The organism is Arcicella rigui (genome assembly GCF_034929435.1).
Lineage (GTDB): Bacteria > Bacteroidota > Bacteroidia > Cytophagales > Spirosomataceae > Arcicella > Arcicella rigui.
On sequence record NZ_JAYFUM010000004.1, the window covers coordinates 82,406 to 105,858 of the forward strand.

At 36.3% G+C, this 23,453-nt stretch carries 22 protein-coding genes; 6 read left to right on the plus strand and 16 right to left on the minus strand.

Going from position 1 to position 23,453, the window contains the following annotated elements; all coding sequences use genetic code 11:
- Positions 1-61: 61 nt before the first annotated feature.
- The 13 genes from cas1b to VB248_RS03525 all read right to left on the minus strand — a co-directional run bounded on the left by cas1b (position 62) and on the right by VB248_RS03525 (position 14,343).
- Positions 62-1,066, minus strand: a complete 1,005-nt coding sequence (cas1b, locus tag VB248_RS03465) for a type I-B CRISPR-associated endonuclease Cas1b (RefSeq protein ID WP_323295339.1) — start codon at positions 1,064-1,066, stop codon at positions 62-64.
- 88 nt (positions 1,067-1,154) lie between these two features.
- On the minus strand, positions 1,155-1,706 hold the full coding sequence (cas4, locus tag VB248_RS03470; RefSeq protein WP_323295340.1) for a CRISPR-associated protein Cas4: 552 nt from the start codon (positions 1,704-1,706) through the stop codon (positions 1,155-1,157).
- A 2-nt stretch (positions 1,707-1,708) separates the two neighbouring features.
- Positions 1,709-2,251, minus strand: a complete 543-nt coding sequence (locus VB248_RS03475; protein WP_323295341.1) for a transposase — start codon at positions 2,249-2,251, stop codon at positions 1,709-1,711.
- 478 nt (positions 2,252-2,729) lie between these two features.
- Positions 2,730-3,782, minus strand: coding sequence for a CRISPR-associated protein Cas7 (locus VB248_RS03480; RefSeq protein WP_323295342.1), 1,053 nt, complete (start codon positions 3,780-3,782; stop codon positions 2,730-2,732).
- 20 nt (positions 3,783-3,802) lie between these two features.
- A complete protein-coding gene (locus VB248_RS03485) occupies positions 3,803-5,263 on the minus strand; it encodes a hypothetical protein (RefSeq protein WP_323295343.1) in 1,461 nt (486 codons plus the stop codon).
- Positions 5,260-7,410: a CRISPR-associated helicase Cas3' gene (gene cas3 / locus VB248_RS03490; protein ID WP_323295344.1), complete on the minus strand. Its 2,151-nt coding sequence runs from the start codon at positions 7,408-7,410 to the stop codon at positions 5,260-5,262. The genes VB248_RS03485 and cas3 overlap by 4 nt, the downstream gene beginning before the upstream one ends.
- Positions 7,410-7,997, minus strand: coding sequence for a hypothetical protein (locus VB248_RS03495; RefSeq protein WP_323295345.1), 588 nt, complete (start codon positions 7,995-7,997; stop codon positions 7,410-7,412). Before VB248_RS03495 ends, cas3 begins: the two co-directional genes overlap by 1 nt.
- Before the next feature lie 6 nt (positions 7,998-8,003).
- Positions 8,004-8,669 carry a CRISPR-associated endoribonuclease Cas6 gene (gene cas6, locus VB248_RS03500; RefSeq protein ID WP_323295346.1) on the minus strand — a complete coding sequence of 222 codons (666 nt, stop codon included), beginning with the start codon at positions 8,667-8,669 and terminating at the stop codon, positions 8,004-8,006.
- Between the two features lie 84 nt (positions 8,670-8,753).
- On the minus strand, positions 8,754-9,590 hold the full coding sequence (locus tag VB248_RS03505) for a helix-turn-helix transcriptional regulator (RefSeq protein WP_323295347.1): 837 nt from the start codon (positions 9,588-9,590) through the stop codon (positions 8,754-8,756).
- A 212-nt stretch (positions 9,591-9,802) separates the two neighbouring features.
- Positions 9,803-10,627: a CRISPR-associated endoribonuclease Cas6 gene (gene cas6, locus VB248_RS03510; protein ID WP_323295348.1), complete on the minus strand. Its 825-nt coding sequence runs from the start codon at positions 10,625-10,627 to the stop codon at positions 9,803-9,805.
- A 257-nt stretch (positions 10,628-10,884) separates the two neighbouring features.
- A complete protein-coding gene (locus VB248_RS03515; RefSeq protein ID WP_323295349.1) occupies positions 10,885-13,062 on the minus strand; it encodes a xanthine dehydrogenase family protein molybdopterin-binding subunit in 2,178 nt (725 codons plus the stop codon).
- An 11-nt stretch (positions 13,063-13,073) separates the two neighbouring features.
- Positions 13,074-13,574 carry a (2Fe-2S)-binding protein gene (locus VB248_RS03520; RefSeq protein ID WP_323295350.1) on the minus strand — a complete coding sequence of 167 codons (501 nt, stop codon included), beginning with the start codon at positions 13,572-13,574 and terminating at the stop codon, positions 13,074-13,076.
- 4 nt (positions 13,575-13,578) lie between these two features.
- Positions 13,579-14,343: a hypothetical protein gene (locus VB248_RS03525; protein ID WP_323295351.1), complete on the minus strand. Its 765-nt coding sequence runs from the start codon at positions 14,341-14,343 to the stop codon at positions 13,579-13,581.
- Between the two features lie 173 nt (positions 14,344-14,516).
- Between VB248_RS03525 and VB248_RS03530 the strand changes: the two genes are divergently transcribed.
- Together VB248_RS03530 and VB248_RS03535 are read left to right on the plus strand one after the other, a co-directional pair.
- Positions 14,517-15,401: a helix-turn-helix domain-containing protein gene (locus VB248_RS03530; protein WP_323295352.1), complete on the plus strand. Its 885-nt coding sequence runs from the start codon at positions 14,517-14,519 to the stop codon at positions 15,399-15,401.
- A 75-nt stretch (positions 15,402-15,476) separates the two neighbouring features.
- Positions 15,477-16,040 (plus strand): sugar O-acetyltransferase, encoded by a 564-nt coding sequence (locus VB248_RS03535; protein ID WP_323295353.1) that lies wholly within the window; start codon positions 15,477-15,479, stop codon positions 16,038-16,040.
- 303 nt (positions 16,041-16,343) lie between these two features.
- Here VB248_RS03535 and VB248_RS03540 read toward each other — a convergent pair whose 3' ends face one another.
- The 3 genes from VB248_RS03540 to VB248_RS03550 all read right to left on the minus strand — a co-directional run bounded on the left by VB248_RS03540 (position 16,344) and on the right by VB248_RS03550 (position 19,902).
- Positions 16,344-17,204 (minus strand): sugar phosphate nucleotidyltransferase, encoded by an 861-nt coding sequence (locus VB248_RS03540; protein WP_323295354.1) that lies wholly within the window; start codon positions 17,202-17,204, stop codon positions 16,344-16,346.
- Between the two features lie 25 nt (positions 17,205-17,229).
- Positions 17,230-18,306 carry a GHMP family kinase ATP-binding protein gene (locus VB248_RS03545; protein WP_323295355.1) on the minus strand — a complete coding sequence of 359 codons (1,077 nt, stop codon included), beginning with the start codon at positions 18,304-18,306 and terminating at the stop codon, positions 17,230-17,232.
- Between the two features lie 243 nt (positions 18,307-18,549).
- Positions 18,550-19,902 carry a Gfo/Idh/MocA family protein gene (locus tag VB248_RS03550; RefSeq protein WP_323295356.1) on the minus strand — a complete coding sequence of 451 codons (1,353 nt, stop codon included), beginning with the start codon at positions 19,900-19,902 and terminating at the stop codon, positions 18,550-18,552.
- Positions 19,903-20,393: 491 nt separating this feature from the next.
- On the opposite strand from VB248_RS03550, the gene VB248_RS03555 reads away from it, so the two are divergent.
- The 4 genes from VB248_RS03555 to VB248_RS03570 all read left to right on the plus strand — a co-directional run bounded on the left by VB248_RS03555 (position 20,394) and on the right by VB248_RS03570 (position 23,391).
- A complete protein-coding gene (locus VB248_RS03555) occupies positions 20,394-20,810 on the plus strand; it encodes a 6-pyruvoyl trahydropterin synthase family protein (RefSeq protein WP_323295366.1) in 417 nt (138 codons plus the stop codon).
- A complete protein-coding gene (gene folE / locus VB248_RS03560) occupies positions 20,770-21,474 on the plus strand; it encodes a GTP cyclohydrolase I FolE (protein ID WP_323295357.1) in 705 nt (234 codons plus the stop codon). The genes VB248_RS03555 and folE overlap by 41 nt, the downstream gene beginning before the upstream one ends.
- Positions 21,475-21,575: 101 nt before the next feature.
- Positions 21,576-22,277: an SDR family NAD(P)-dependent oxidoreductase gene (locus VB248_RS03565; RefSeq protein ID WP_407652848.1), complete on the plus strand. Its 702-nt coding sequence runs from the start codon at positions 21,576-21,578 to the stop codon at positions 22,275-22,277.
- 157 nt (positions 22,278-22,434) lie between these two features.
- Positions 22,435-23,391 (plus strand): SPFH domain-containing protein, encoded by a 957-nt coding sequence (locus VB248_RS03570; protein ID WP_323295358.1) that lies wholly within the window; start codon positions 22,435-22,437, stop codon positions 23,389-23,391.
- Positions 23,392-23,453 lie beyond the last annotated feature (62 nt).

The window sequence follows — 23,453 nt, forward strand, 5'->3', positions numbered from 1 at the left end:
TCAATCAAAGTTTTAATGTCATTAACTTTATTCAAAACCACTCACAACTCACTAATTGATACTACCACATCATTTTAAATGGCTTGTAATTTTCAATACCTAAAATATGTTTGCTCAGTTTATAACACTCTAACTTCACTAAATGCTTATAGCTTACATTTCTGCCTAAACTTCTGTGCTTAAAAGTTTCTTTTAATCTGTCCTCAAAAGCTTGAGTAAAAGTTTTGCGTGCTGAATCCTTCAAAACACAACGGTTGGTATCATTCCGAAAATCATTGGCTTGTATTTGCTTTTTGTTCAAGACGCTAAATATCGTTCTGTCCACCAAAATAGGTTTGAAAATCTCTGCTAAATCCAATGCCAATGAAAACCTCCTCACACCCGGTTCATGCAAAAAACTAATCGTTGGATTAAGCTGTGTATGATAAATCTGGTCGATACACACTGTATAACACATCATATTGCCAAACGAAATCAGGGCATTTACTTCATTTTGTGGGGGCTGTTTACTTCGATTACCCATTTCAAAATCATTGATAATTGTACCAAAAGTACTGTAATAGGCTTGACGAATATTTCCTTCAATACCCATCAACTCATCTACTCTATTACATAATGCTATTTGTTGGGTGTATTCCTCCATTCGAGCCAATGCTTCCGACACTTCTTTACCTCTACTTTGATAATACTTCAAATTTCGACTCATATTAAAAGCCGCTCCATTGATTAACGTTTGGGCAATCACCAAACGCTTTTTATCTGAAAGGTAATGTCTTGTTTGAGCCACCTGCATTTTGCCTGCCAACAAGTACTCTTTGGGCATAAACGAGCCAGTGTAATGTTCGTAATAATCAAAAAAATGCACTGCAACCTGATGTTTTCCCATAAAATTATACAAGGCACTGTTGGCATCTAAACTGCCAAAACAATACAGATTATCAACCGACTCTATTGGAATGTGCCGTGCTTGTCCTTCGTTGCCATGCTCATCTACAGGCGTAAAACAAAGGGTATTGTCTTTTCGACTCAATCGTCCGGGGTTAAATAGGTAATAAGATTTTTTCATCTGAGTAATTAAAATGATGCTATGAAAAATTTTGAGCTTTATAAGACCAATCAATACAAAAACAAACGATTCGAGCTTTAAGAAGTGTTTACTCCTCTCCTACCCAACAAAAATCAAAGTAACTGCACGATTTACACTTTGAAATCGCCAAAGTAGGCGGACAGTTTTCAAGTTGAATAATTTCGGCAACGGCTTTAATCCATTCTTCAAGCTCCGTCATTTCATCTTCTGGCAAATCTACCCGTTCCGTTTGGCGAATTTTGGGGTAATCAATCATGCCATAAGTTGCCTTTACGCCATTTTTACGAAGTAAATATAGATAAAACTTTACCTGAGCCACATGAGCCTTCTCTTTCGCAGCCGACTTTTTCGTTTCATGCACAATGCCTGTGCGAGCATCAAAAAAGTCAATTTTAGCAGACAACCTCACCCCCGCCCCCTCTCCATCTTGAGAGGGGAGTTCATACAAAATTTCCAATTCCTGATTTTTCTCGGCACGTTGCGGATAGGTTTCTTCTCCGATGAGCTTTCCTTCAGAAACAATATCAGAAGTATGTTCCATCGTGATACCATTGGCATGAAGCCAAAGTTTGCGGTAACAAACATGATAGTAGTTGATAAGCGTGGCGTTGATGTTCATAGTCAATAGAATTTGTCTTTATCCCAGTTTTGAGGATTATTCAAAATATACTCCGATATAACATTGTAGGCTTTCTCATCTCGAATAATATTATCCCAATATCTTTCTTGCCAAGCAAAATTGAGAGTCGGCAAAGCTTTGTGAATATGTTTAGAACAAACCGATTTAAACGAACCTATCACAACAGGTAAACTCCCTGCTTTTGGTGAGATTCTACCTACAAGTTTATGCCCATCGGCAGGAGTATTGTTTGAAATTTCTGTTTCCTCTTGTGGCTTTCTTAAACCCAATATACCGTGTATATGATTGGGCATTACTACGAACGCTCCCAGATATATATTCGAAAAATGATTGGGGATATCAAACCAAAATCCTTGTGCAATCGCCCCAGCCGTTGACAATTTCATTTTTCCATCGCTACATTCGCCAAAGAAATGTTCACGGTTTTTAGTACAAATGGTAATAAAATACAAACCATCGCCAGCATAATCCCAAGAAGACAATCGAGCGGATTCAATACGGTATTTATTTTTGTAAAGAGCCATCACGACACAATTTAAAATGTAAAACACGTATATAAAAAACGTAGAGACGATGCACCGCATCGTCTAAAATCATATATGATGAATGCAAATTCAAATATCACAAAATATCATTCCCATCATCAAAAAAATGTAGGATGATAATAAAACCTTAGATTCCCCCAAATACCCTACACATCACCAAAAATCATATACAATGATTATTTACGATTATCATACATTGCGATTAAATGATGTGATTAGACGATGCGGTGCATCGTCTCTACGAGATTTATACCAACAATGATATAATTGCTTTCCTATCATTTTGAAAATGATTGCATGATTGGTCACCTTCGCATTTAACTTATTTTTGGTTACGAAGTACGATAAACATGTTGCTTGTTTGTATGTAAAAAATAAAACACAAAAGGTTTTTTAGGCGAATAACATTTGAAATTTAGCCCCATTCAAAAATGGATAATGAATAGGGCTAACAGGATTATAGCTGATTTTCGTAATCAAAATCAGAGAGAAGTTGGATAAGATGTGCTTCTGCTTTTTCGAGGGCATCGTATGTTTCTCCTTTTGTCTGGATAAAACCTCCTGCCTGTAAAGTAATAAACGTATTAACCCCTTTCAACGATTCGTCGATAATTGGATTTGCCTTGTCAGAATCTTCTTCCGAAAGTTTAGCACGAATACTACCTGCAATAAGATTCGCATTATCGCTTATGGAAATAGCCAATGTATCCATCAAACTAAATGTTCTGGCTTGATTAGATGTTATTTTCCAATCAATAAGAGCTTTAGCCAAACCTTTTATCCATTCTTCTCGGAGAGGTTTAGGAGCTACTAAGCATTTGCCAAATACATTTTCTGAATCAATCCAACCCTCTGAACGAAGTTTTTCAATAGTAGAATCTGACATTTCAGGCTCAAATGAATTAACTGAAACAGAAAAGAGTCGTCTTAAATCAATAGCAATATCAGAAACAAACAACCCAGTAGCTCTATTTGCAGGCTTAATCCATTTTCTACTAAGACTCCTATCTTTTCCTTCCAAATAAGCAACAATATCATCATCACTTAATTCATTATTGTTTAAGTCCCTAACAACAACTCTGTTGTTAGGTCTCTCGCTTCTGTCAAATGAGGCATTTTCTTTTGCTGTACCAGCCAAAAGTGGGTGTAAAGCTCTCATAGCTGAAATTGACAAAGGACTTCTTCTTTTAAGCGTTCTGTCTTTCCCGCCTTTTCCTGCTTTCATCCAACCACCAAATAGTTGGTCTGCGTAAGTAGGGTCGCAAGTCCCATACACTTCTCCCTCTTCCATTTCATTCTTCTTATTAATATCGAATAAAAAAGTGGTCGGAGAAGGGATTTGTTTGATTTCACTGCACAATGTATCTATCAAAGACCGTTTTACTTGTTGTCCGCTTGAAAATGGTACATATTTGTTGAATTGAACATCATAATACGTTTTTTGTCCTTCTGCCACACAAAACACAGTGTGCTCTGCTCTTTTTAAAGTTCTAATATAAATCGTTGTCATTGTTATTGTAGTTTATATTTTTAAGATTTTTTCTCAAGAAATGCGTAATCAAATTTTAACAGGGTACAGAAATACCCAAATTCTTCATTGGTCATTAGATGTATTTCGTCTTTTAATTTTTTTATTCGTTCCAAATCATTGGTATCTAAGTCTTTAACCATAACAGTTAAAGCATCTATAAAACCTCTTTTAGTTTTGGATGCAAATAATTCCTTGTTAATCAAGTTAGGTCTTTCTGTTCCTTTAGACCCATTTCTATACCTCAGAATAGTCTCCGCTATGTCAAGGGTATAATCTGTTATTTCTTCTTTGTTTTTTGAAAGCATTGCTACTAACCACGTTTTATATGCAAAATAATTTATTGTATCTTCTTCTTTTTTGAATGATATAGTTTTATCGCTACTCATGAAATCTTTTAACTTTTCAGGACGTAAAGCTTGTAAACCAATACTTCCAAGTTCGCAAGCACGTTTTATGTGCATGCCGAAAAGTGCCTCAAACTTCTTTTTATCTGTGTTTGTCGAACCAAAAAGCTGTTTATAAACTTCTATTATTCTTGTCCCTGATTTGAAATAAAAAGGTATAAAGCCAATGGTTTTGTTGGTCTGACCTAAACCATAAACATATCCTGTTAATTCTCCTTTTGGGTAAAGCTGTGAAAGACTAAAAAATAATTCTGACCAATTAACAGTATTAACTTCTACCAATGTAGAACTAACTTCAAAAATCTTCTTATTGGTTAGTTCTGCAAAATCAAAATCTTCTCTAAATAAATCTTCATCAAGAGAGTATTTTAGCCACTGTCCATTCCAAGTATTTATTTGATTTCCACGTAATTTATCCAGTCCGTCATCTTTAAGGTATTTACGATATACTTTCCATCCTTCAAATGTTTGTAACGTAATAGCAGGGTCATCAAACAAAATTGTAAAACCTCCTGCAACGCCAATGCCTAAGCCACTACCTATCCATGAAAGGTAAGCATCATCAACCGTAGTAGGAATATCTAAATCACTAACTAAACCAGATGTACTCGCAAACTCTTCGCTTGCAGATGCTGGATAACCCAATACAAAACTCCCATCGGGGTCTTCTGTATCTACTTTTTCATGAAATTTAGCTAAACGCTCTCTTCTCTGAATTTCATCATTTATTTCAAGAAATACGATTTTATCTTTACTTTTATCGGTTTTTTCCAGCACTCTATTTTCTCCAAACTGAATAGCTAATTGAGATTTTATTCTCACAACTTCCTCAGTATTTTTCAGTTTTGCTTTTCCTATTTCTCTACCATAAATATTATTATCGCTTGAGGTTATTCCCTGAACCATTGGTGAGTTATTAACCCATTGCATATACTTTGAATGATTGTAAAACAATTCAAAATATACCTCTTCAAAAAACTCTTTTGGCGTTTTTTGAGTCTGATATTTTTGATTATATGCCTCTAAAAATGTCTTTCCAACAACTGTTGTTATCATAATAATTGATATTTAGAGTTAAAATTTTCTTCCTTTATTTCTCTTACAAAAAGCCCCATTTCTTCACTGTATGCTTTGTCTGGTATAACAAACGGGCGGTTGCCTTTTTCAATCTGATTCATTTTGCACACTGAAAAATATCGTACAGGAATCTCTAATTCGAGCCTTCTCTCAAAATAAGATTTCTCATACTCCTCTTGGTCTGCTTCTCTAATGCAAGCAACTGAATCAATATCAAGTAGTTCAAACAGAATGGATTTGCTATTGTGTGTAAGACAATCAATAGTAATTCTACCATCTTCTTTAAATATGGCGTGTTCTTCAATTTTAATAAAATTGATTTCTGTGAAAACTTGGTCTATTTTTGCTTGCAAATTCCTTTCTTTAAGTATTTCTCCATCTTCAAGCACTTCAAATGTTCGTTGAAGGGTTTCCACCTCATACGGTTTCGCTTCTTTCTCTGTGGCAGGCGGAGCAATCACATAAACATCCTTGATTTTACCAATCGTGTCTTCCGTTCTTTTTCTATTAATTCTGCCAAACCGTTGAACAAGTGCATCCAAAGGTGCGGTTTCCGTCACCATTATGTCAAAACTAATATCTAAGCTAACCTCTACAATCTGAGTAGAAACGACAATACAGGCTTTATTTGATGTATTGAATAAATTGATAGAATCACCTTTTTCATCTAAGCCTAACAAGTCCTTTTCTTTACTATTTCTATCTCCTCTTCTAAATCTACTATGTAATAATAACGTTGGCGTTTGGGGGTAAAGCTCTTTAATCAAAGCATATACTTCTTGGGCTTTATCAACGGTATTAAGAACAATTAGAACTTTTTCATTATTATTCACAGCATTGGAAATCAATTGTTTAGTGGAATCAAAAGACTCTACTTTGTGAACTCTATGACGGTCAAATTTATCTAATTCGTCAGGTGGCAAGCTTGTTTCTAATACATTATCTCCTAATAACTGAAGAATTCTGGTATAGAGTATCGTTGGCATAGTAGCCGTTCCAATATGAATTCTACAATCAATTTTATTTAAAACCTCAATAAGTTTCAAAACAATGGCTTGTGAAACTCCTGAGTATGTATGAATTTCATCGAGAATAATATCACAACCTTTCAAGTCTAATAATAAGGCTTCATAACCTTTCAGCCCAAAAGCAACAGCCGCTAATTGGTGAGGAGTCAAGATTTTAACGGATGAGCCAAATAATGACTGTAAAACACTTTCTTCTTCATCTTTCCCTCTCTTTACAACACTTGAAGCGGCGTGTAAAACCCTAATATCCAAATCAGAATTTGTACTTTCGAGAAAGTTTGCAACTCTTTTAAACATCGCATTGATAGATGCTTGGAAGGGTAACGTATAAAAAACTCGTCCTCTACATCTTTTAAATAGATAGTCAGTTTTTCCTGCACCCGTACAAGCTACAACAATCGTATGTCTTTTTTCAGAAGTAAAGTTTTTAACTTGAGATAATGGATATAGCTTACTTTCTCTCTGAAAAGAAGATAGATTAGGCGACTTGAATAATCTATCTAAATTCTTTTCTGTATCATGAATTAGTGCAGAGGCAAAATGGTCTGCCCCCATTAACACACCACGCCATTCCGAATAACCACGTTGCTTTACTTTCTTCTTACAATACTTGATAACGTATTCAAGATTGTCTAATGCTTCTTCTTTGGAAATGGAGGTTGCGACTATACCAAAATGATTGAATAAGGCAACTCCTCTATCACTCCATTCATTCCATTTTCCTAAATGATGGTCTAAATAGTCATAACCTTTATCTAAATCAAGCAATCCTTTTTCTCCACTATCATTCTTGACAGATTTATGATGACCGACTACCATCTCAATTAATATATCCCATTCTGATTTAGGAAATACAGACAAAAAGAAAAGAGAGCCTATCTCGTGCCTGTAAGTTTTTCCTTTTACCCCTTTGCTTAACAAACGTTCTTGAAAAGCAGGATGAGCTTTTCCTATATCGTGAAGAATAGCCCCTTTATAGGCTAAATTTTGGTCTAATCCCAAATGGTTAGCAAATTTTTGGGCAGAAATAGCTACATGATGTAAGTGGTCTTCTAAGCTCGTCCATTCTGGACCTGATTTTGCGTATAACTTTTCCATTAGAATTGTTTTACAGGTGTTCCTACTATTTTTAACCAGCCATACATAGGTTCATTTGTAACACGATGATACCCCACCATAAACGATTTTTCGTTTTTCTCGAACATTAATTCATAGCCAGAAAAACGCTCTATATCTTCGTCAAATTGATTGATGAAAATTTCTTCTGTTGATACAGGAAATAACAAATCTTCATTTCTACACAAGCAAATGTGTTGCGTAAATGCTCTTTGGGCATCTTCCTTTGTGTTGAATACCAGAAATAAGTCGGGTTCAAGTAGTACTCCTCTCAATAAAATGGCTTTGGGTCTATCGAATAAAACCTGTTTTCCCTGACGAGTAGAATTCCATCCTCTTGTTTGTATTACCTCCTGTTGTGCATTAATTTGAGCGTAAGAAAGTCTATATCTTACAATTTTTTTAATTCCATTTTCCCCCAACAACTCAGGAAATAGCTTTTTCTCAATACCTTCAACAATTGAAGGAGTAAGAAATTGTTGTGAAAATGTTTCACTATCTCTTACCGCAGTCCACGGCTTTATAAAACCGAATTGTCCGCTATATTTTACTACATAATATTTTTCCATTGTATCTTAAATTAATGAGCCAAAGCCAATACCTGTTGAATTTCCTACGCCGACATTCCAAGCAAATGCCAATTGCTCGGGTGTTCCGTTGATGATTACAGGGCATATTGAGCCTTTGTTGAAAATGCCTTTGTAGGTAACTCCTTTAGTCGTTGGATTTTGATAAGATTCATCAAACTGAACAGAAACATCTTCATACGACAATCCAGCATCATTCAGTTTATGTTGTAAGCTTTCTGTCAAAAATTGACTTGCTTCTCTATCATTATAATAGAAGAATTTAGCCCCTTTTTCTTCAGCTTGTGAACGCTTGATAAAAACAGGGCTACCTACCAAGAAGCGGTGCTGATATTCAAAATCGGGTTCTTTTTCAAGAGTCAAAGCCTTGATTTTCATTCCCCAACCAAAGTCATTGTCTTGCTGAATGCTTTTTATTAGCTGTTTTATAAGTGAACTCTCATAACAACTAATAAAAAACTGACTCCCAGTTCTAAAATTTAAACCTTTGCTTCCTTCTTTACGACCATCTTTTAGCCATGAAAAAGAATAAAGAGATAACTTATCGTGTATCTCATTTTTGCCAAGCCAATAATGTAATTTACTGACTTGCTGTTCCTGATACGAGAAAGGTACTATACTCGTATTTTTTGATAGTTTAATATGAAGACGCATATATTTGTTTTCTGTATTTTCTAATTTTCATATTTCAAACCTACACCCCAACCTACCGTATTATTACCCATACCCCTCAAAAATCTAAAAATTTATTTTCCCAATATGATTTCTTATATGCTCAATGAGGCTTTCGGGTTCGATGATTTCTACAATATGCTCGTGATAGCCCAAAATAAAATTGGTCAAACCGTAAAATTTTTCGTTAATGTCACACTCAAATTCATAAATTCCTTGTTGAGTAGCAGATGGCTGTAAATAGGCTTGTGTGAGAGGAAAACGTTCCAACAGTTCATTGTATCCACCCACCCGTAACAAAATATGTACTTTTATTTTGTTATTATTCACAATCCTAAATGGGTCAGTAGCAATTACATTGTGCTTGGTTTCGTATTGCCAATCAGTATTTAGCAATTCAACTCGCTCAATTCGTGAAATACGAAAATGACGAATCTCTTTCTTTTCTACCTCAAAAGCATGAAGTATATCCTCTTTTACACTTACCTGAAATGGCTCTACCAAACGGTTGTTTACATCGCTACTATTGGTCGAACGATAATTGATAAGCTTTACTACTTTTTTCTCTTGCTTGGCTTGTTCCAACAAATTGGCTTTTGAGAGAAAAGTCCTTGAAAACAAACTACTTCCCAATTTCGATACATCGTAAATCGTATTGAGTTTTTCTTGCATCCTTTTTGTTCTTTTCTCCGAAGCTTTTGCATTGTTTGCAAGGGCATCTATCAAGATTTCCTTTTCAGCTTCCGTGAAAAACAACATATCTTCTAAATGTTGTAAAGGCTTGCTGGGCAGAATGGCGTAACGATATTTTTTATCATATTGAACATCAAAGCCAGCATCTTTTAATTCATCAAAATCATCAGAAATAGCGTCTTTACCAACGTTAAACTTGGCTTCCAACATGACTTTTGTATATTGATACGGGCTCTCGATTAGTAGCTTAAGAATCGCTAATAAACGGTTTTTGGGAGTTTTATCATTAAATTTATTCATATAATGAATAGAACCACAAATGGTAATTCTGTTTGTTTTTAGGTTATACTATTAATTTCTCTCAATTTCTAAAAAAGAAAATAAAAAGCCTTGATAAAAATCAAAAACTTATTAAACGGTAATTAGCATACCTCCACACAACCACAGCCCATACTACTTTCTTTACCAAATCCACCAAAATAGCCTACTTTCAACAAAGATGCTGGGGCGGTTACTTCAAAGCTAAAGTCGTAATAGCCAATTACTTTTGTTTCGTCTCGGAGCTTGCCTTCTTTTACGGTAAAACCTCGTTTCTTTATCTTTTCAGGGTCTGAAAGGAGTTTGAATTTCACAATATTTTTGGCGAAAGCGGCATCTACTTTCATACCTGTATTGCCGTCGATTGTACGGTGTCGGTCTATTAGGTTAAGGGCAAAGAAGTCTGCAAATTGCTCATCTGCTGGGCTTAGGTATTGGTCTAAACCTTCTTCTTTGCAAGAAACCACCATCGGCGAAATGGTTTTGAACGACTGCGTAATGATACTTCCATCGGGAATTTCCTCAAAAGGATTTGGCAAGGTTTCTACTCGCTCTACCACAAAATCTGCTCGTAATTCACGGTTGAAAATACTGAGTTGCTGATTTTGGAACAATCCCATGATAAAACCTTCTGCGGCTTTGTCGATGTAGAAAGATACAATCAGAGAACTATTCTCCGAACTTAATAGCATATACGTATCACCTTTTCGCACAGCTTTGGCTTTGGAGATTTGTAAGGATGAGAAAGTAAAATGCTTGAAGGTTTTAAAACTATCAGGCACGGCATAGCCTTTGTTGTGTAAGAAAGAAGCATAATGCTCATCGGCTTGATAGATTAATTTATAAAGCCATGCTTGTAGCGGATACTGATAATTGAAAAGTAGCTTTTGTCTGTCTTGAACAGGTTTTAGATGTAATTTGAATCGCATATTTGTAGGTATTATTCATTCAATATTGTTAAAACTTGGCAACAAGTTGGCAAATATTTTGAACAATGCAATACAAAAATGGTAATATTTTAAGCAAGAATTATTTAGTAAAAATACTGTGCGTTCGTGATGATTTTCAGATGTATTGATGGCATTTAAAACTGTATTTTCTATCAATGAGCAAACTAATTTGCCCACTGATAGAAAACAAGAACTGATATTAGAAAGAAAATAGAAGCAAATTAGCTTATCGCATCTTAGCTCAATTTATCAATATCAAATGGCATTTTGCGTACTCTTATACCTGTGGCTGCAAAAATGGCATTCGCCAAGGCTGGTGCAAGGGGCGGAAGTCCCGGCTCGCCTACGCCTTTGATGTTTTTGCCGCCTTCGGCTAAAATATGTACTTCTATTTGTGGCACTTCGCTGATGCGTAACACAGGATTGTCGTGGAAATTACTTTGCTCCACCTTTCCCTCGGCGAAAGTGATGCCATTTTTAATAGCCGCCGTAATGCCCATGACTACCGCTCCCTCTACTTGTGCTTTGACGGTATCAGGATTCACAACTGTACCTAAATCTATGACGGCATACACTTTATCAATTTTTACCGCATTGTTCGATACTTTGCTTACTTCTACCACATGACCGCCCAAACCTGCAAAAAATTCCCATTGTGCTACGCCACGCCCTTTTCCTTTGGGCAGAGGTGTATCCCAGTTTGATACTTCTTTGAGTTTTTGTAATACTCGTTTGGTATCCGATTCTTTGGTAAGCATTGCCAAACGGAAAGCCATCGGGTCTTTGCCTGCAGCATGGGCCAATTCGTCGATAAAACATTCATGCGAAAAAGCCAAGGTCGAACTCGTCACCGAACGCCACCAAAACATCGGAATATGAATATCGGCATACACAAACAAGTTTTTCATGTTGGGTATTTCATAAGCCTGATGACTGATGCCTTCGGTCATGTTTCCGTCTAATTTCGTTTTGTCATTATTCGGATTCAAAAATGACATAATGGTTGGCGAAATTACTTTGTGCTGCAATGCCACCAGTTTACCATCTTCAGCAATTGCTCCTTTCAAAGCTGAGAATGTCGGCGGACGGAAAGGTCCTAATTGGGTATCATCTTCTCTTGTCCAAACCATTTTCACAGGCTTTTTCAAGGCTTTTGCCAAATTGACGGCTTCTATGATAAAATCAATTGCTAATCTGCGTCCAAAACCTCCTCCACTAAAAGCTGTATGGAGCGTTACATCATCGGCTTTTAAGCCAAAACGAGTAGGAATATCTCGCATCACATCGGAAGGCACTTGTGTTGAAGTCCAGATTTCTAAGGTATTGTTTTCTTTCCAATGAGCCGTGCAGTTCATGGCTTCCATTGGCGAATGCGAAACAAAAGGCGTTTCGTAAAAGGCTTCTACTTTTTTCGTCGATTCTCCAAAACTTTTTTCAAAATCACCAACATTGCTATCAATTACGCCTTCTTTTTTAGCTAATTCATGCAGTGTTTGGGTGTATGCTTGCGAGCTAAAGTTTTCATTTCCTTGATAATCCCAGTTTACTTTCAGGGCTTTTCTTCCTTTGAGTGCTGCCCAATAGTTTTTGGCAATCACGGCTACGCCCGTAGCTTTATACACGCCAAATACTCTTTCTACTTCCAATACTTGCTCTACTCCTGCTACTTTCATGGCAGCAGTTTTGTCGAAATCCTTCAATTTTGCTCCGAAAACAGGACAATGTTCAACCGAGGCATACACCATGTTTGGCAATTCGGCATCTATCCCAAAAACAGCTTTGCCCGATACTTTTAAAGGTACATCTTGGCGTTTGACCGATTTTCCTAAAATATTAAAATCTTTGGCATCTTTCAAGGTCGGGTTTTTAGGTACTTCTAAGGTTGAAGCGGTTTCCGCCAATTCGCCATAAGTCAAACTTTTGCCTGATGGTTTATGGTAAACTTTGGCTTCTTTGGCGTAGCATTCCGAAACGGCTACATTCCATTGTTTGCTGGCGGCCGTAATCAACATTTCACGAGCAGACGCTCCTGCTTTTCGTAAATCATTATAACTTGAACGCACTGAAAAACTTCCACCTGAAAACTGAGCTGGACCAAATTTGCTTTCTCCGCCTGTTTGTTTTACGCTGTATTGTTCTGGTGACAGTTCTAATTCTTCAGCAATCAAAGCAGGAATGGACTGAAAAGTGCCTTGTCCGATTTCTGGTTTTGAATTGAAAAGGGTTATTTTTCCTGTGTTTTCAATAATAATATAAGGGGTAAAATTGAATGGTACAGACGTTGCATGCAACGTCTTTTCTGCATGCAACGTCTCTACATGGGCGGATGAATGATTTATTCCTAAAACAAATGCCGTTCCCGATAAACCTGCATATCGTAAAAAATCACGGCGATTGACGCTATTATTTGACATAGTAGTAATGATTAACGGGTTGATTTAACGGTTTTAGTTTTACTTTTTTCTGACTTCAATTCATTCGCTGCTGAATGAATTGCTTTACGAATACGCACATAAGTGCCACAGCGACAGATGTTTCCAGACATATAATTATCAATATCCTCATCGCTTGGATTAGGATTTGATTTCAAAAGTGCCACAGCCGACATAATTTGTCCCGACTGACAGTAGCCACATTGCGGTACTTGTTCTTCAATCCACGCTTTTTGTACTACGTGGTCGATATTAGTCGAAATGCCTTCGATGGTAGTGATTTTGCTGGTAGCCTTTACCGAAGAAATGGGCGTTTGACAAGAACGAATCGCTTGTCCGTCTAAATGAATCGTACAAGCACCGCAAAGCCCCATGCCACAGCCAAACTTTGTACCTTTCAAGCCTACGTAGTCACGAATCACCCAAAGCATGGGCGTATCTGGCTCTGCTTCGACTTGTACCTTTTGGTTGTTGATGTTCAATGAGTATTTCATAGTTCTATATTTTTTTGAAATTTTTACTAAAATTATAACTTAATAAGACATTCCACATAAAATCTTTATTGCCGGGTACGTCAGAAGTAAAAGTCTGGTTGATAGTGTATTGTAAAGCAAAGGGAAAACCTTTTTTCGATAGCCCAGCCGTTGCTGCCAAATAATTGCCTGTGTAGCCATCGGTATTTAAAAAATACACGGAAGGCGTAAAGTTTAATCGTAACGCTTTTCCCAAATTGACGTTTGAAATACTGGCATTTAGAAAAAGAACTTGGGTCAATTGTGGCCCGTGTTTTTGTAAACCATTGCCCTGTAAATACACCGCACTGAGGTTGAGATGTGGCGTAAGCTGATAATTCGGGGCAATTTCATAAGCCAAAAATCGCAACATTTCGGTAATTTCAGTAGAAGTACCATTGTCATTGACAGTTCTTTTGACCAAGGAAAAAGCAGGGTGAGCACTTACACGCAAGCCAAATTTCTTTTGTTGTACTAATTGATACCTAAACCAAAAAATAAAACCTCCTTTACTGGCATCTGTCACCAAACGAATATCAGGGTTAAAGCTAAAACGATTTTTCCGCCAAGAAAAATTCATAATTGCAGCGGGTTTATTAAGTGAAAATGTAGGAATAATGGAAAAACCATTGTTAGTAACACCTACCGACCCACTAAAAGTACTGATAGCCTTTGTACTATCTTGTTGTGCGTAAATTGTTTGAGTAAAAAATGTTGCAATAGCGATAATTGAAATTTTGAAATAGTTCATGAATAATGCTTTGAAATAAAAATTTTGATTATCAAAATTAAGTCGCTCAACATCAAGGAATATTATAAATATTACTGTTTTACTTACCATTTTTACTGGTATTAGATTTATGCTTGTAAATCTTTGATATATTTCGACAAGTATTCAAAAATTAAGTACAAACAGCCATTGCCATGATAGTATATGATTCCGTAAAACAGTACAGCCAAATGTTCAACAATACAACCTTACATCCATTGATTAGTTTGGTTGAATTGGATAAATCTGAAATGCTTCAAAGAAGTAAATTTTCAATGGGCATTTATGCGATTATTATCAAAAAAGGTAATTGTGGAGAGCTTCGCTATGGCAATACTTATTACGATTACGACGACGGCACAATTGTATTTTTTGCTCCCGGACAAGTCATCACCAACGAACCCGAAGGCGAGTGGCATCAGCCTTTTGGTACGGCATTGGTTTTTCACCCCGATTTAATCAAAGGCACAAGTTTGGGCAAGCAAATTCATGAGTATAACTACTTTAGTTATCAATCGCACGAAGCTTTGCACGTTTCTGAGCGAGAAAAAGAAATCATTCACAACTGTTTTGCCAACATTACGGCAGAGATTAGTCAAAACCTTGATAAACACAGCAAAAAGCTCATTGTTGCCAATCTTGAATTATTGTTAAAATACTTTTTGCGGTTTTACGACCGCCAGTTTATCACCCGTGAAGAAGTCAACAAAGGCATCATTGAACAATTTGAGCAACACTTGAACGACTATCTTTTTGGGCAGGAACTCGCTACGATGGGTTTACCTTCAGTGGCATATTTTGCGGACAAATTACATCTTTCGGCTAATTACTTTGGTGATTTAATCAAGAAAGAAACAGGCAAAACAGCCTTAGAGTACATCCAACTCAAACTTATCGACCTTGCCAAAGAACGAGTATTAGACACCTCAAAGTCACTGAGTGAAATATCGTATCAATTAGGCTTTAAATATCCACAGCATTTTACACGCTTTTTCAAGCAAAAAGTAGGTATTACGCCACTGGAATATAGGTTAAATTAGTTGAAAAATAGCAGAGATAAGCGTAAAACTATATCAGTAAATTCCCCAAATCAATTAGCTAAAAGTACATTACTCATGAATAACCAAAATATTTTTCAAAGAATGCGGGCTGGCGAACCCATCAAAAAAGATGATAAAGAGTATGATACCTTTATGGAGGCGGTTGCTCGAACAATCCGTTTATGTTCAGAAATGAATGCGTCGGCAACAGATGTAAATCAAGTAAGAACAAAACTGAGCGAAATCATTGGCGAAGCGATTGATGAGAGTACTGCTATTTTTCCGCCATTTTATACCAATTTTGGCAGGTTTATCAAGTTGGGGAAAAATGTTTTTATCAATCACGCTTGTTCTTTTTTAGATTTAGGCGGCATCACCATAGAAGACGACGTAATGCTTGGACCAAGAGTAAACCTTACTTCGGAAAACCATCCTTTAGACCCCAAAGACAGAAAAACGGTTATTTTACAGCCCATTCTCATTAAAAGAAACGCTTGGATTGGGGCAAACGCCACCATTTTGTCAGGCGTAACCATCGGCGAAAATGCCATTGTAGCCGCTGGTGCGGTAGTTAGGAAAGATGTACCTGCCAATTGTGTAGTGGCTGGTGTTCCTGCTAAAATTGTTAAGGAAATTTAGGGGTAAATAATTATTTAAAGTGAGTATAGAATGGAAATAGTTTTGAAACCTATTTTAATACAATCCCTTCGGCATCAATTGAAAGATGGTTTAATATATTTTAATTGCCTTATTACCAATAGAAGCCAAGTCTAAAATTAAAATCTACCAAAGTAATACTCTTCAAAATTATCACTTCTAAAAACAAAAAACCCTTTCCTACAAGAGAAAAGGGCTATAGTTACAACAGGTTATTGATAAGGGTAAAGCTGTTGGTATTGTTTGAGTATTTTGTCCAATGAATAATTTTATTGTACAATTTACTTAAAAATCTCCAAATTCATCTACCAAATATTTTTGTACAATAGAAATATCGCCTTTTGACGTAAGGTCAGGTACGTTTTCTTCTACGGGTACAGTAATTACTTTTTTCTGATGTTCTCTTGCCAATTTCATTACAGCACTTGGCAATTCACGTTCGTTTCTGACTGGATTAAACGGCTCTTTGGTTACATATTCAAGAATATCATCGTAAAAGAAATGGAAAACATTCATATTTACGCCAATCTTTCCGTTTTTATCTCTGGCAGATTCTATTTGTTCATCGTTTGGTTTTTCGATAATTTCTACCAAATATCCTTCTTCATCAGCCTTGATTACGGCAAATGCTTTTACTCTTTCTGGTTCTACGCCCAAAGCGATACTTTCATAAGAAACCACTGCATTGGGTACAGGACAATCTTTTAGCAAAGTAAGTACTTTTACAGAGTATAAATTATCTGAATTACAAACGGTAAATCTTTCTCCTTTCCATTCTGGCGTTTGGTCTAATGCTTGTTGGATGGCATCAGCAGTACCAGCAGGTTTTTCACGGTCTGGAGCGATTTGTTGCGTAGCATATCTAAAAGTAAGTCCCCAAGCTTTATTTTCGGCTACCAATTGGTCATAATAAGGTTTAGTAACGTTATCTTTTGGGTTTTTTAAAATCAATACTTCGGTATAACCTGCACGATGAGCGTTATAAATTAAATAATCCATAAACGGGCGACCATCTTTTCCTACACCAATCATTCCTTTCGGAAGTGTATTTGCTTGTTCAACTAATGTAGCATCTAATGTTTCAGTGCCTTCTGCCTTTTTCATTCTTGACGACATTCCGCCCGCCATGATTAATAATTTTGCCATTTAAGAGTATTATTTTATAATTTGGTTAATTTTCTAAGCTCGTTCCCTTGTCGATTTGGATAATGTAAGCCTTGCCACCTTCTCTTTCGATACTTTTGGCGACTTCTTCGGTATTCTCTGGAGCATAGACAAACATACATCCACCACCACCTGAACCGTTTATTTTTCCTCCGTAAGCTCCAGCCTCTTTTGCGGCTGCTAACATTCGGTCGATTTTAGGAGTTGATATTTTTAATAAAGCCTGCAAATTTAACTGATGTTGTGCTAATAATTCACCAAACCTTTGATGATTCAAGTTTTCTGCCTTCAACAAAGCTAATGCTTCTATCAAAATATCTCTATTATCAATATTGGCTTTGATTAAATCTAACTCATCTTTGCTAATTAAAGCTTCAAATTCTTTTATGTCACTTTCCTGAACACTAAAGAGTGAAAAATCTGGATAAGCCTTTTTAATTTTCTCAACCGCCTCTAATACTCCATATTTTACTCTTTTCAGAATCCCGACTGTATCTTTTGGTTCTAAAGAATCGCCCAGTACAAAACTCCCAAAATTAGGTTTTAGTGTTTCTACCAAAATTTTTGGGGTCGATTCCAGATAGATAACATTCCCTACGGCGGTGGAATAATGGTCCATCATCCCTCCTGCTTCTTTAAATTCCACTACTTCGGCTCTGTAAGCAATTTCGGCTATTTCTTTTTCAGAAAGTGGCTTTGGTTCATCAGCCATTCTTGATAAGAAATGAATCCAATTTGCCAACAAGGCAGAGGAACTTGAAGTACCCGAATTGATAGGAATATTGCCTTCAACAGTACATTCTAAGCCTTTTTTGAAAGTATAACCTTCTCTTTGTAAGATATTTAGAGCCGAACGAAAGTAATCTCTTTTATGTAAATATTCCAGTTCGGGATAAATCTCAAAACTTTCTTGAGATTGTATATCAGGTAAATGTATTACTGCCTTTCCATCGTTTCTATTTAGTCCAGTAATGTTTACTCTTCTCGAAATTGCTGCTGCAATTACTGGTAGCCCTAAATAATCTTGATGCTCACCAAAGAGACAAATTCTCCCCGGCGTTGATACTTTAATCGTATTACTCATTGATGGTCGGTAATTAATTACTGCAAAAATAGTGAATTGATTTGAAGATTTGTGAATTTGAAGATTTGAAAATATGATTTAATTTGAAGATCTGAGAATTTGAAGATTTGAAAATATAATTTTATGAGCAAGTATATTGCATCATTTTCAAATTGATTATCAAATTTTCAAATCACCACACTTTCAAATTGATCATCAAATCTTCAAATTTTCAAATCACCAAATTTTCAATCAAATTGAAATCTAATATTCATCCGTAAGTCCAAAGATTCGTTTATTAGTTTTCCATTTTCCTCTGGTAAAGTCTGGTATTTCAACAGATGCTGAGTTTTTGGCAATTGATAGCTCAGAAAGTGGACTGATGGCTGACCAAACTGCGGCATCATAGACATCAATCGGAGGAGCAACTTTTCTTTTGATAGATTCTACGAAAGCTCTTAATACAAAATAGTCAATTCCACCATGACCTGCATTTTCTGCATCTTTGGCGTGGGTTTTCCAGAGTGGATGGTCGTACTTATCTTGATATTCTTTGAAAGGCTCCCAGCGGTCGTGGTTTTTTGAAAGACTTTCCAAATAAATTGATTTGTTATCTTCTGTCCAAAGTCCTTCTGTGCCTTGTACTCTAAAACCTAAAGAGTATGGACGAGGTAAATTGGTATCATGTGTAATCAAAATTGTTTCACCATTGGCACATTTAATTACTGTGGTCACCACATCGCCCAATTTGAATTTTACTTTCGCATTTGGATGGTCAGCACCACCTTTTTTTACGATATAATCATGCAAACCTCTTGCTTTTGTAGCCGTTGAAGTGAGCGAAACAAATCTATTTCCTCGGTTAATATCAATCATTTCAGCTACGGGGCCTAATCCATGCGTTGGATACACGTCGCCATTTCTATCAATAGAGTGTTGAGTACGCCATTTGGCTTCTGAGAAACCTTTTGCTCCAAATTCAACACCACCACCATAAGCTTGTTTGCCATCATTGAATTTTACGCCACGCAAATCGTGCTGATAACCGCATTGTAAGTGAATTAATTCTCCGAAAAGATTCTGACGAACCATGTTCAACACCGCCAACACATCACGGCGATAACATACGTTTTCAAGAATCATACAATGCGAACCTGTTTTTTCATAAGTATTTACCAAATCCCAAGATTCTTGTAAAGTAACCGTAGCCGATACTTCTACCCCCGCATACTTGCCAGCTTTCATGGTTGCGATAGACATTGGTACGTGCCATTCCCAAGGCGTAGCGATAATTATACCGTCTAAATCATCTCTTTTGACCATATTTTCAAAATCGTGGTCATTTTTTTGATAAACGGCAGGCTCTTTACGTCCTTTTTCTTTTATCATTTTCAAAGAAATCGCAATGGCGTCGGGGTCGATGTCACAAATAGCATTGATTTCTACATCCTCACGGTACATAGCCATTTCTAAATGGTTTCTACCACGAAGACCAACGCCAATAAAACCAAGTCTTACTTTTTGTTCATCAGGTTTTGCACCGAAAATAATGTTAGGCATCGCAAATGCCGCCGTGCCAGCCAAAGCGGAGGTTTGAATAAACTTTCTTCTTTGCATTGTTTGTTTAGTTTGAAGATAACGTTAAATAGTAATGGTAAATCTAATTTTGAAGAACACAATTTGAACCCTTCATTTAAAAGAACTGTTGTACTCTAAGAAATAATTTCGAGAAAAATAATCATAAAATTCAGCAAACGAACGATGATTATTTGATTTTTTGTAGAAATTCTTGTTTTCTTTGATTATCGAATTACGGGAAACAAAGGAATTTTAACTTATATTACCGAAAATGTTCTCAATAAAATTTCTTTTTGTTTAATTATTGAGATAAAATACTAAACAAAAACAAACAATCTTAAAAGAATATAAGTTTAAGTATTTGAATAAGAACTCGCTGATTTAGTTTAAGAGTGTTGCTGACAACCTTTCAGACGGCTTTTAAACTTTGAGACTAAATCCCGAATGATTGTCTCGGCTTGGTTGTAATCACCAATCTCTTGTCTTTCAACCAAGAAGATTTTTTTCAAATAAAATTTTAGGAAAGCATGATGCCAAAAAAAGTGGCGGTATTTAGGAAAGAACACTTCAATGCTGCACACAGATTGAACAATCCGAATTGGTCGGATGAGAAGAACGAGCGTGTTTATGGAAAATGCAACAACTATAATTATCACGGACATAACTACGATTTGGTGGTTCAAGTAACAGGCGAACTCGACCCCGAAACAGGTTATGTAATAGATATGAAAGTATTGGCTGAAATCATAAAAGTAGAAATTCTTGATAGATTCGACCACAAAAACTTGAATTTAGACACAGAAGAATTTAAAGATTTGAACCCTTCTGCCGAAAACATTGCCATTGTCATTTATGACATATTAAGAAACAAAATCAATTCAACATTTGACCTTAAAATTAGACTGTATGAAACCGAACGAAACTTTGTTGAATACCCTGTTAGTTGATAACAATAATAAAATCAGGTTTACAGATGAAGAAATCGGGGATGAACATATCATGACGTCGGTGGAAACACCTATGCGTGAAGATGCTTTTGATATGAGTGATGATGAAAAGATTGCTCAGATTGAATATCATTTCCGTCAGATAATGGAAACACTTGGACTTGATTTAAGGGATGATTCATTGAAAGGGACACCAAAAAGAGTAGCCAAAATGTATGTGCAAGAAATTTTCAGCGGATTGAATCCAAAGAATATGCCTTCGGTTGCCCTCTTTGAAAACAAGTACCAATACAATGAAATGTTGGTAGAAAAAAACATTTCTTTTTACTCTAATTGCGAACACCATTTTGTGCCAATTTTCGGGAAAGCTCACGTGGCTTATATCGCTAACGGACAAGTAATTGGGCTTTCTAAATTAAACAGAATTGTACAACATTTTGCCAAACGACCACAAGTACAAGAGCGTTTGACGATGCAAATTGCCAAAGAAATTCAGAAACTTTTGGGTACTGAAGACGTTGCGGTGATGATTGATGCCAAACATCTTTGCGTGGCTTCTCGTGGTATTAAAGACGATACTTCTTCAACGGTGACCAGTTTTTACGGTGGCAAATTCCAAGAAGAAATTACAAGAAATGAGTTTTTGAAGTACATTTCATTATAAAAGAAAACGAAACTTTGTTTATCTTTTACAAACAAAGTTTAAACAAAAAATGACATCTAAGGTTAGATACTTTAGATGTCATTTTTTTTTATAAGCAAATCATGTCAAAAAATATATTAATTATCGGAGCAAGCTCTGGAATTGGCGAAGCCACCGCTCAAAATTTAATCAACAAAGGTTTTAATGTTTATACTGCTTCAAGAAATGAAGCGAAAGTATCGGCAATCAAACACTTCACTTGGGATGCACAAAACGCAGATAATTCTGTTTTCAGCGAATTACCTGATACTTTAGACGGATTAGTGTATTGTCCCGGTACAATTAATTTAAAGCCATTTCAAAGACTTTCACAAGATGATTTTAAGAATGATTTTCAAATCAATGTCTTAGGAGCAGTTTCGGTCATTCAGGCTGTTTTACCCAAATTGAAAAAAAGTAGCAGTGCTTCAGTGGTTTTGTACAGTACTGTTGCCGTAAAAATCGGGATGGGTTTTCATGCTTCGGTAGCGGCTTCAAAAGGAGCAATTGAAGGTTTGACACGTTCATTGGCGGCAGAACTTGCTCCAAATAAAATTAGAGTAAACTGCATTGCACCGTCGTTGACAGAAACGCCTTTGGCAAAAAATCTGTTATCAAGCGATGAAAAGAAAGAAGCTTCAAACAAACGCCACCCGATAGGCAGATTTGGACAAGCCTCAGACATTGCAAACATGACCAGTTTTTTACTTTCAGACGAAGGTAGCTGGATGACAGGACAAATTTTAAACATTGATGGCGGTATGAGTTCCGTTAAAATGATGTAGCCATTACCCTTTTCTAAATATTACCAAATTAATTAAAATTTATGCTTTACAGCACCAAAGTTTTTGTACTTTGGTGCTGATTTGTTTTTGTACGAATCCGTTTATTTCTAAAATCTAAAAAACACTTGTACTTATTCACATTAAACTCTATTCAATTATGAGCTTTTTTATTGTTATCCTATTTTTTGCGATGGTTGCTACTGCCCTTTCAATTGTCATTGTTAATCAAGGAACGGTGGCGGTTATTACGGTTTTCGGGAAGTATCAGAGAATTATGACGCCCGGTTTGAATTTTAAAATTCCTTTTATTGAATTTGTCTTTAGAAGAATTTCTATTCAAAACCGTTCGATGGAATTAGAATTCCAAGCCATTACTTCCGACCAAGCCAATGTAAATTTCAAAGCAATGTTGGTTTATGCCGTTTTGAACCAAGAAGAGCAAACGATTAAAAACGTTGCCTTTAAATACATGGACGAACGCTCTTTTATGCAAGCCTTGATTCGTACCGTAGAAGGAACAATTCGTGCTTTTGTAGCAACTAAAAAACAAGCAGAAGTACTGCTTTTACGTGGTGAAATTGTATTGAATGTAAAGAACGAATTGGATGAGACACTCGAACAATGGGGCTATCATTTGATTGATTTACAATTGAATGATATTGCTTTTGATGAAGCCATCATGCGTTCGATGGCACAAGTGGTAGCCTCAAATAACCTAAAAGCTGCCGCAGAAAACGAAGGACAAGCTTTATTAATTACCAAAACTAAAGCGGCAGAAGCAGAAGGAAATGCCATTAGAATTTCGGCAGAAGCAGAAAAAATTGCGGCACAATTGCGTGGACAAGGCGTTGCTCTTTTCCGTGAAGAGGTAGCAAGAGGGATGGCAGAATCGGCGAAAGTAATGAATGAAGCCAATTTAGATGCTTCGTTGATACTCTTTTCGATGTGGACAGAAGCCGTAAAACACTTCGCAGAACAAGGACAAGGCAATGTGATTTTCTTGGATGGTTCGACCGAAGGAATGGAAAAAACAATGAAACAAATTATGGCGATTCAGCAGCTTAAAGATGGCGTGGATGTGATATCAGCTAATTCGCCAAGTACTAAGAAATAAACTTTCTTATAGATTATTTTGAAGAAAAGCGACCGTAAAATGTCGCTTTTTTGTTTAATTTG

What these genes read in the sequence shown, in the direction of transcription:
- VB248_RS03550 (WP_323295356.1), bottom strand. Translation starts at nt 19,902, where the DNA reads ATGCAAAGAAGAAAGTTTATTCAAACCTCCGCTTTGGCTGGCACGGCG.
- VB248_RS03525 (WP_323295351.1), bottom strand. Translation starts at nt 14,343, where the DNA reads ATGAACTATTTCAAAATTTCAATTATCGCTATTGCAACATTTTTTACT.
- VB248_RS03505 (WP_323295347.1), bottom strand. Translation starts at nt 9,590, where the DNA reads ATGTTGGAAGCCAAGTTTAACGTTGGTAAAGACGCTATTTCTGATGAT.
- VB248_RS03545 (WP_323295355.1), bottom strand. Translation starts at nt 18,306, where the DNA reads ATGAGTAATACGATTAAAGTATCAACGCCGGGGAGAATTTGTCTCTTT.
- folE (WP_323295357.1), top strand. Translation starts at nt 20,770, where the DNA reads ATGAAACCGAACGAAACTTTGTTGAATACCCTGTTAGTTGATAACAAT.
- VB248_RS03485 (WP_323295343.1), bottom strand. Translation starts at nt 5,263, where the DNA reads ATGATAACAACAGTTGTTGGAAAGACATTTTTAGAGGCATATAATCAA.
- cas4 (WP_323295340.1), bottom strand. Translation starts at nt 1,706, where the DNA reads ATGAACATCAACGCCACGCTTATCAACTACTATCATGTTTGTTACCGC.
- VB248_RS03530 (WP_323295352.1), top strand. Translation starts at nt 14,517, where the DNA reads ATGATAGTATATGATTCCGTAAAACAGTACAGCCAAATGTTCAACAAT.
- VB248_RS03475 (WP_323295341.1), bottom strand. Translation starts at nt 2,251, where the DNA reads ATGGCTCTTTACAAAAATAAATACCGTATTGAATCCGCTCGATTGTCT.
- VB248_RS03570 (WP_323295358.1), top strand. Translation starts at nt 22,435, where the DNA reads ATGAGCTTTTTTATTGTTATCCTATTTTTTGCGATGGTTGCTACTGCC.
- VB248_RS03495 (WP_323295345.1), bottom strand. Translation starts at nt 7,997, where the DNA reads ATGGAAAAATATTATGTAGTAAAATATAGCGGACAATTCGGTTTTATA.
- VB248_RS03540 (WP_323295354.1), bottom strand. Translation starts at nt 17,204, where the DNA reads ATGGCAAAATTATTAATCATGGCGGGCGGAATGTCGTCAAGAATGAAA.
- VB248_RS03515 (WP_323295349.1), bottom strand. Translation starts at nt 13,062, where the DNA reads ATGTCAAATAATAGCGTCAATCGCCGTGATTTTTTACGATATGCAGGT.
- VB248_RS03480 (WP_323295342.1), bottom strand. Translation starts at nt 3,782, where the DNA reads ATGACAACGATTTATATTAGAACTTTAAAAAGAGCAGAGCACACTGTG.
- cas6 (WP_323295348.1), bottom strand. Translation starts at nt 10,627, where the DNA reads ATGCGATTCAAATTACATCTAAAACCTGTTCAAGACAGACAAAAGCTA.
- VB248_RS03555 (WP_323295366.1), top strand. Translation starts at nt 20,394, where the DNA reads ATGCCAAAAAAAGTGGCGGTATTTAGGAAAGAACACTTCAATGCTGCA.
- cas1b (WP_323295339.1), bottom strand. Translation starts at nt 1,066, where the DNA reads ATGAAAAAATCTTATTACCTATTTAACCCCGGACGATTGAGTCGAAAA.
- VB248_RS03565 (WP_407652848.1), top strand. Translation starts at nt 21,576, where the DNA reads ATGTCAAAAAATATATTAATTATCGGAGCAAGCTCTGGAATTGGCGAA.
- VB248_RS03520 (WP_323295350.1), bottom strand. Translation starts at nt 13,574, where the DNA reads ATGAAATACTCATTGAACATCAACAACCAAAAGGTACAAGTCGAAGCA.
- cas3 (WP_323295344.1), bottom strand. Translation starts at nt 7,410, where the DNA reads ATGGAAAAGTTATACGCAAAATCAGGTCCAGAATGGACGAGCTTAGAA.
- VB248_RS03535 (WP_323295353.1), top strand. Translation starts at nt 15,477, where the DNA reads ATGAATAACCAAAATATTTTTCAAAGAATGCGGGCTGGCGAACCCATC.
- cas6 (WP_323295346.1), bottom strand. Translation starts at nt 8,669, where the DNA reads ATGCGTCTTCATATTAAACTATCAAAAAATACGAGTATAGTACCTTTC.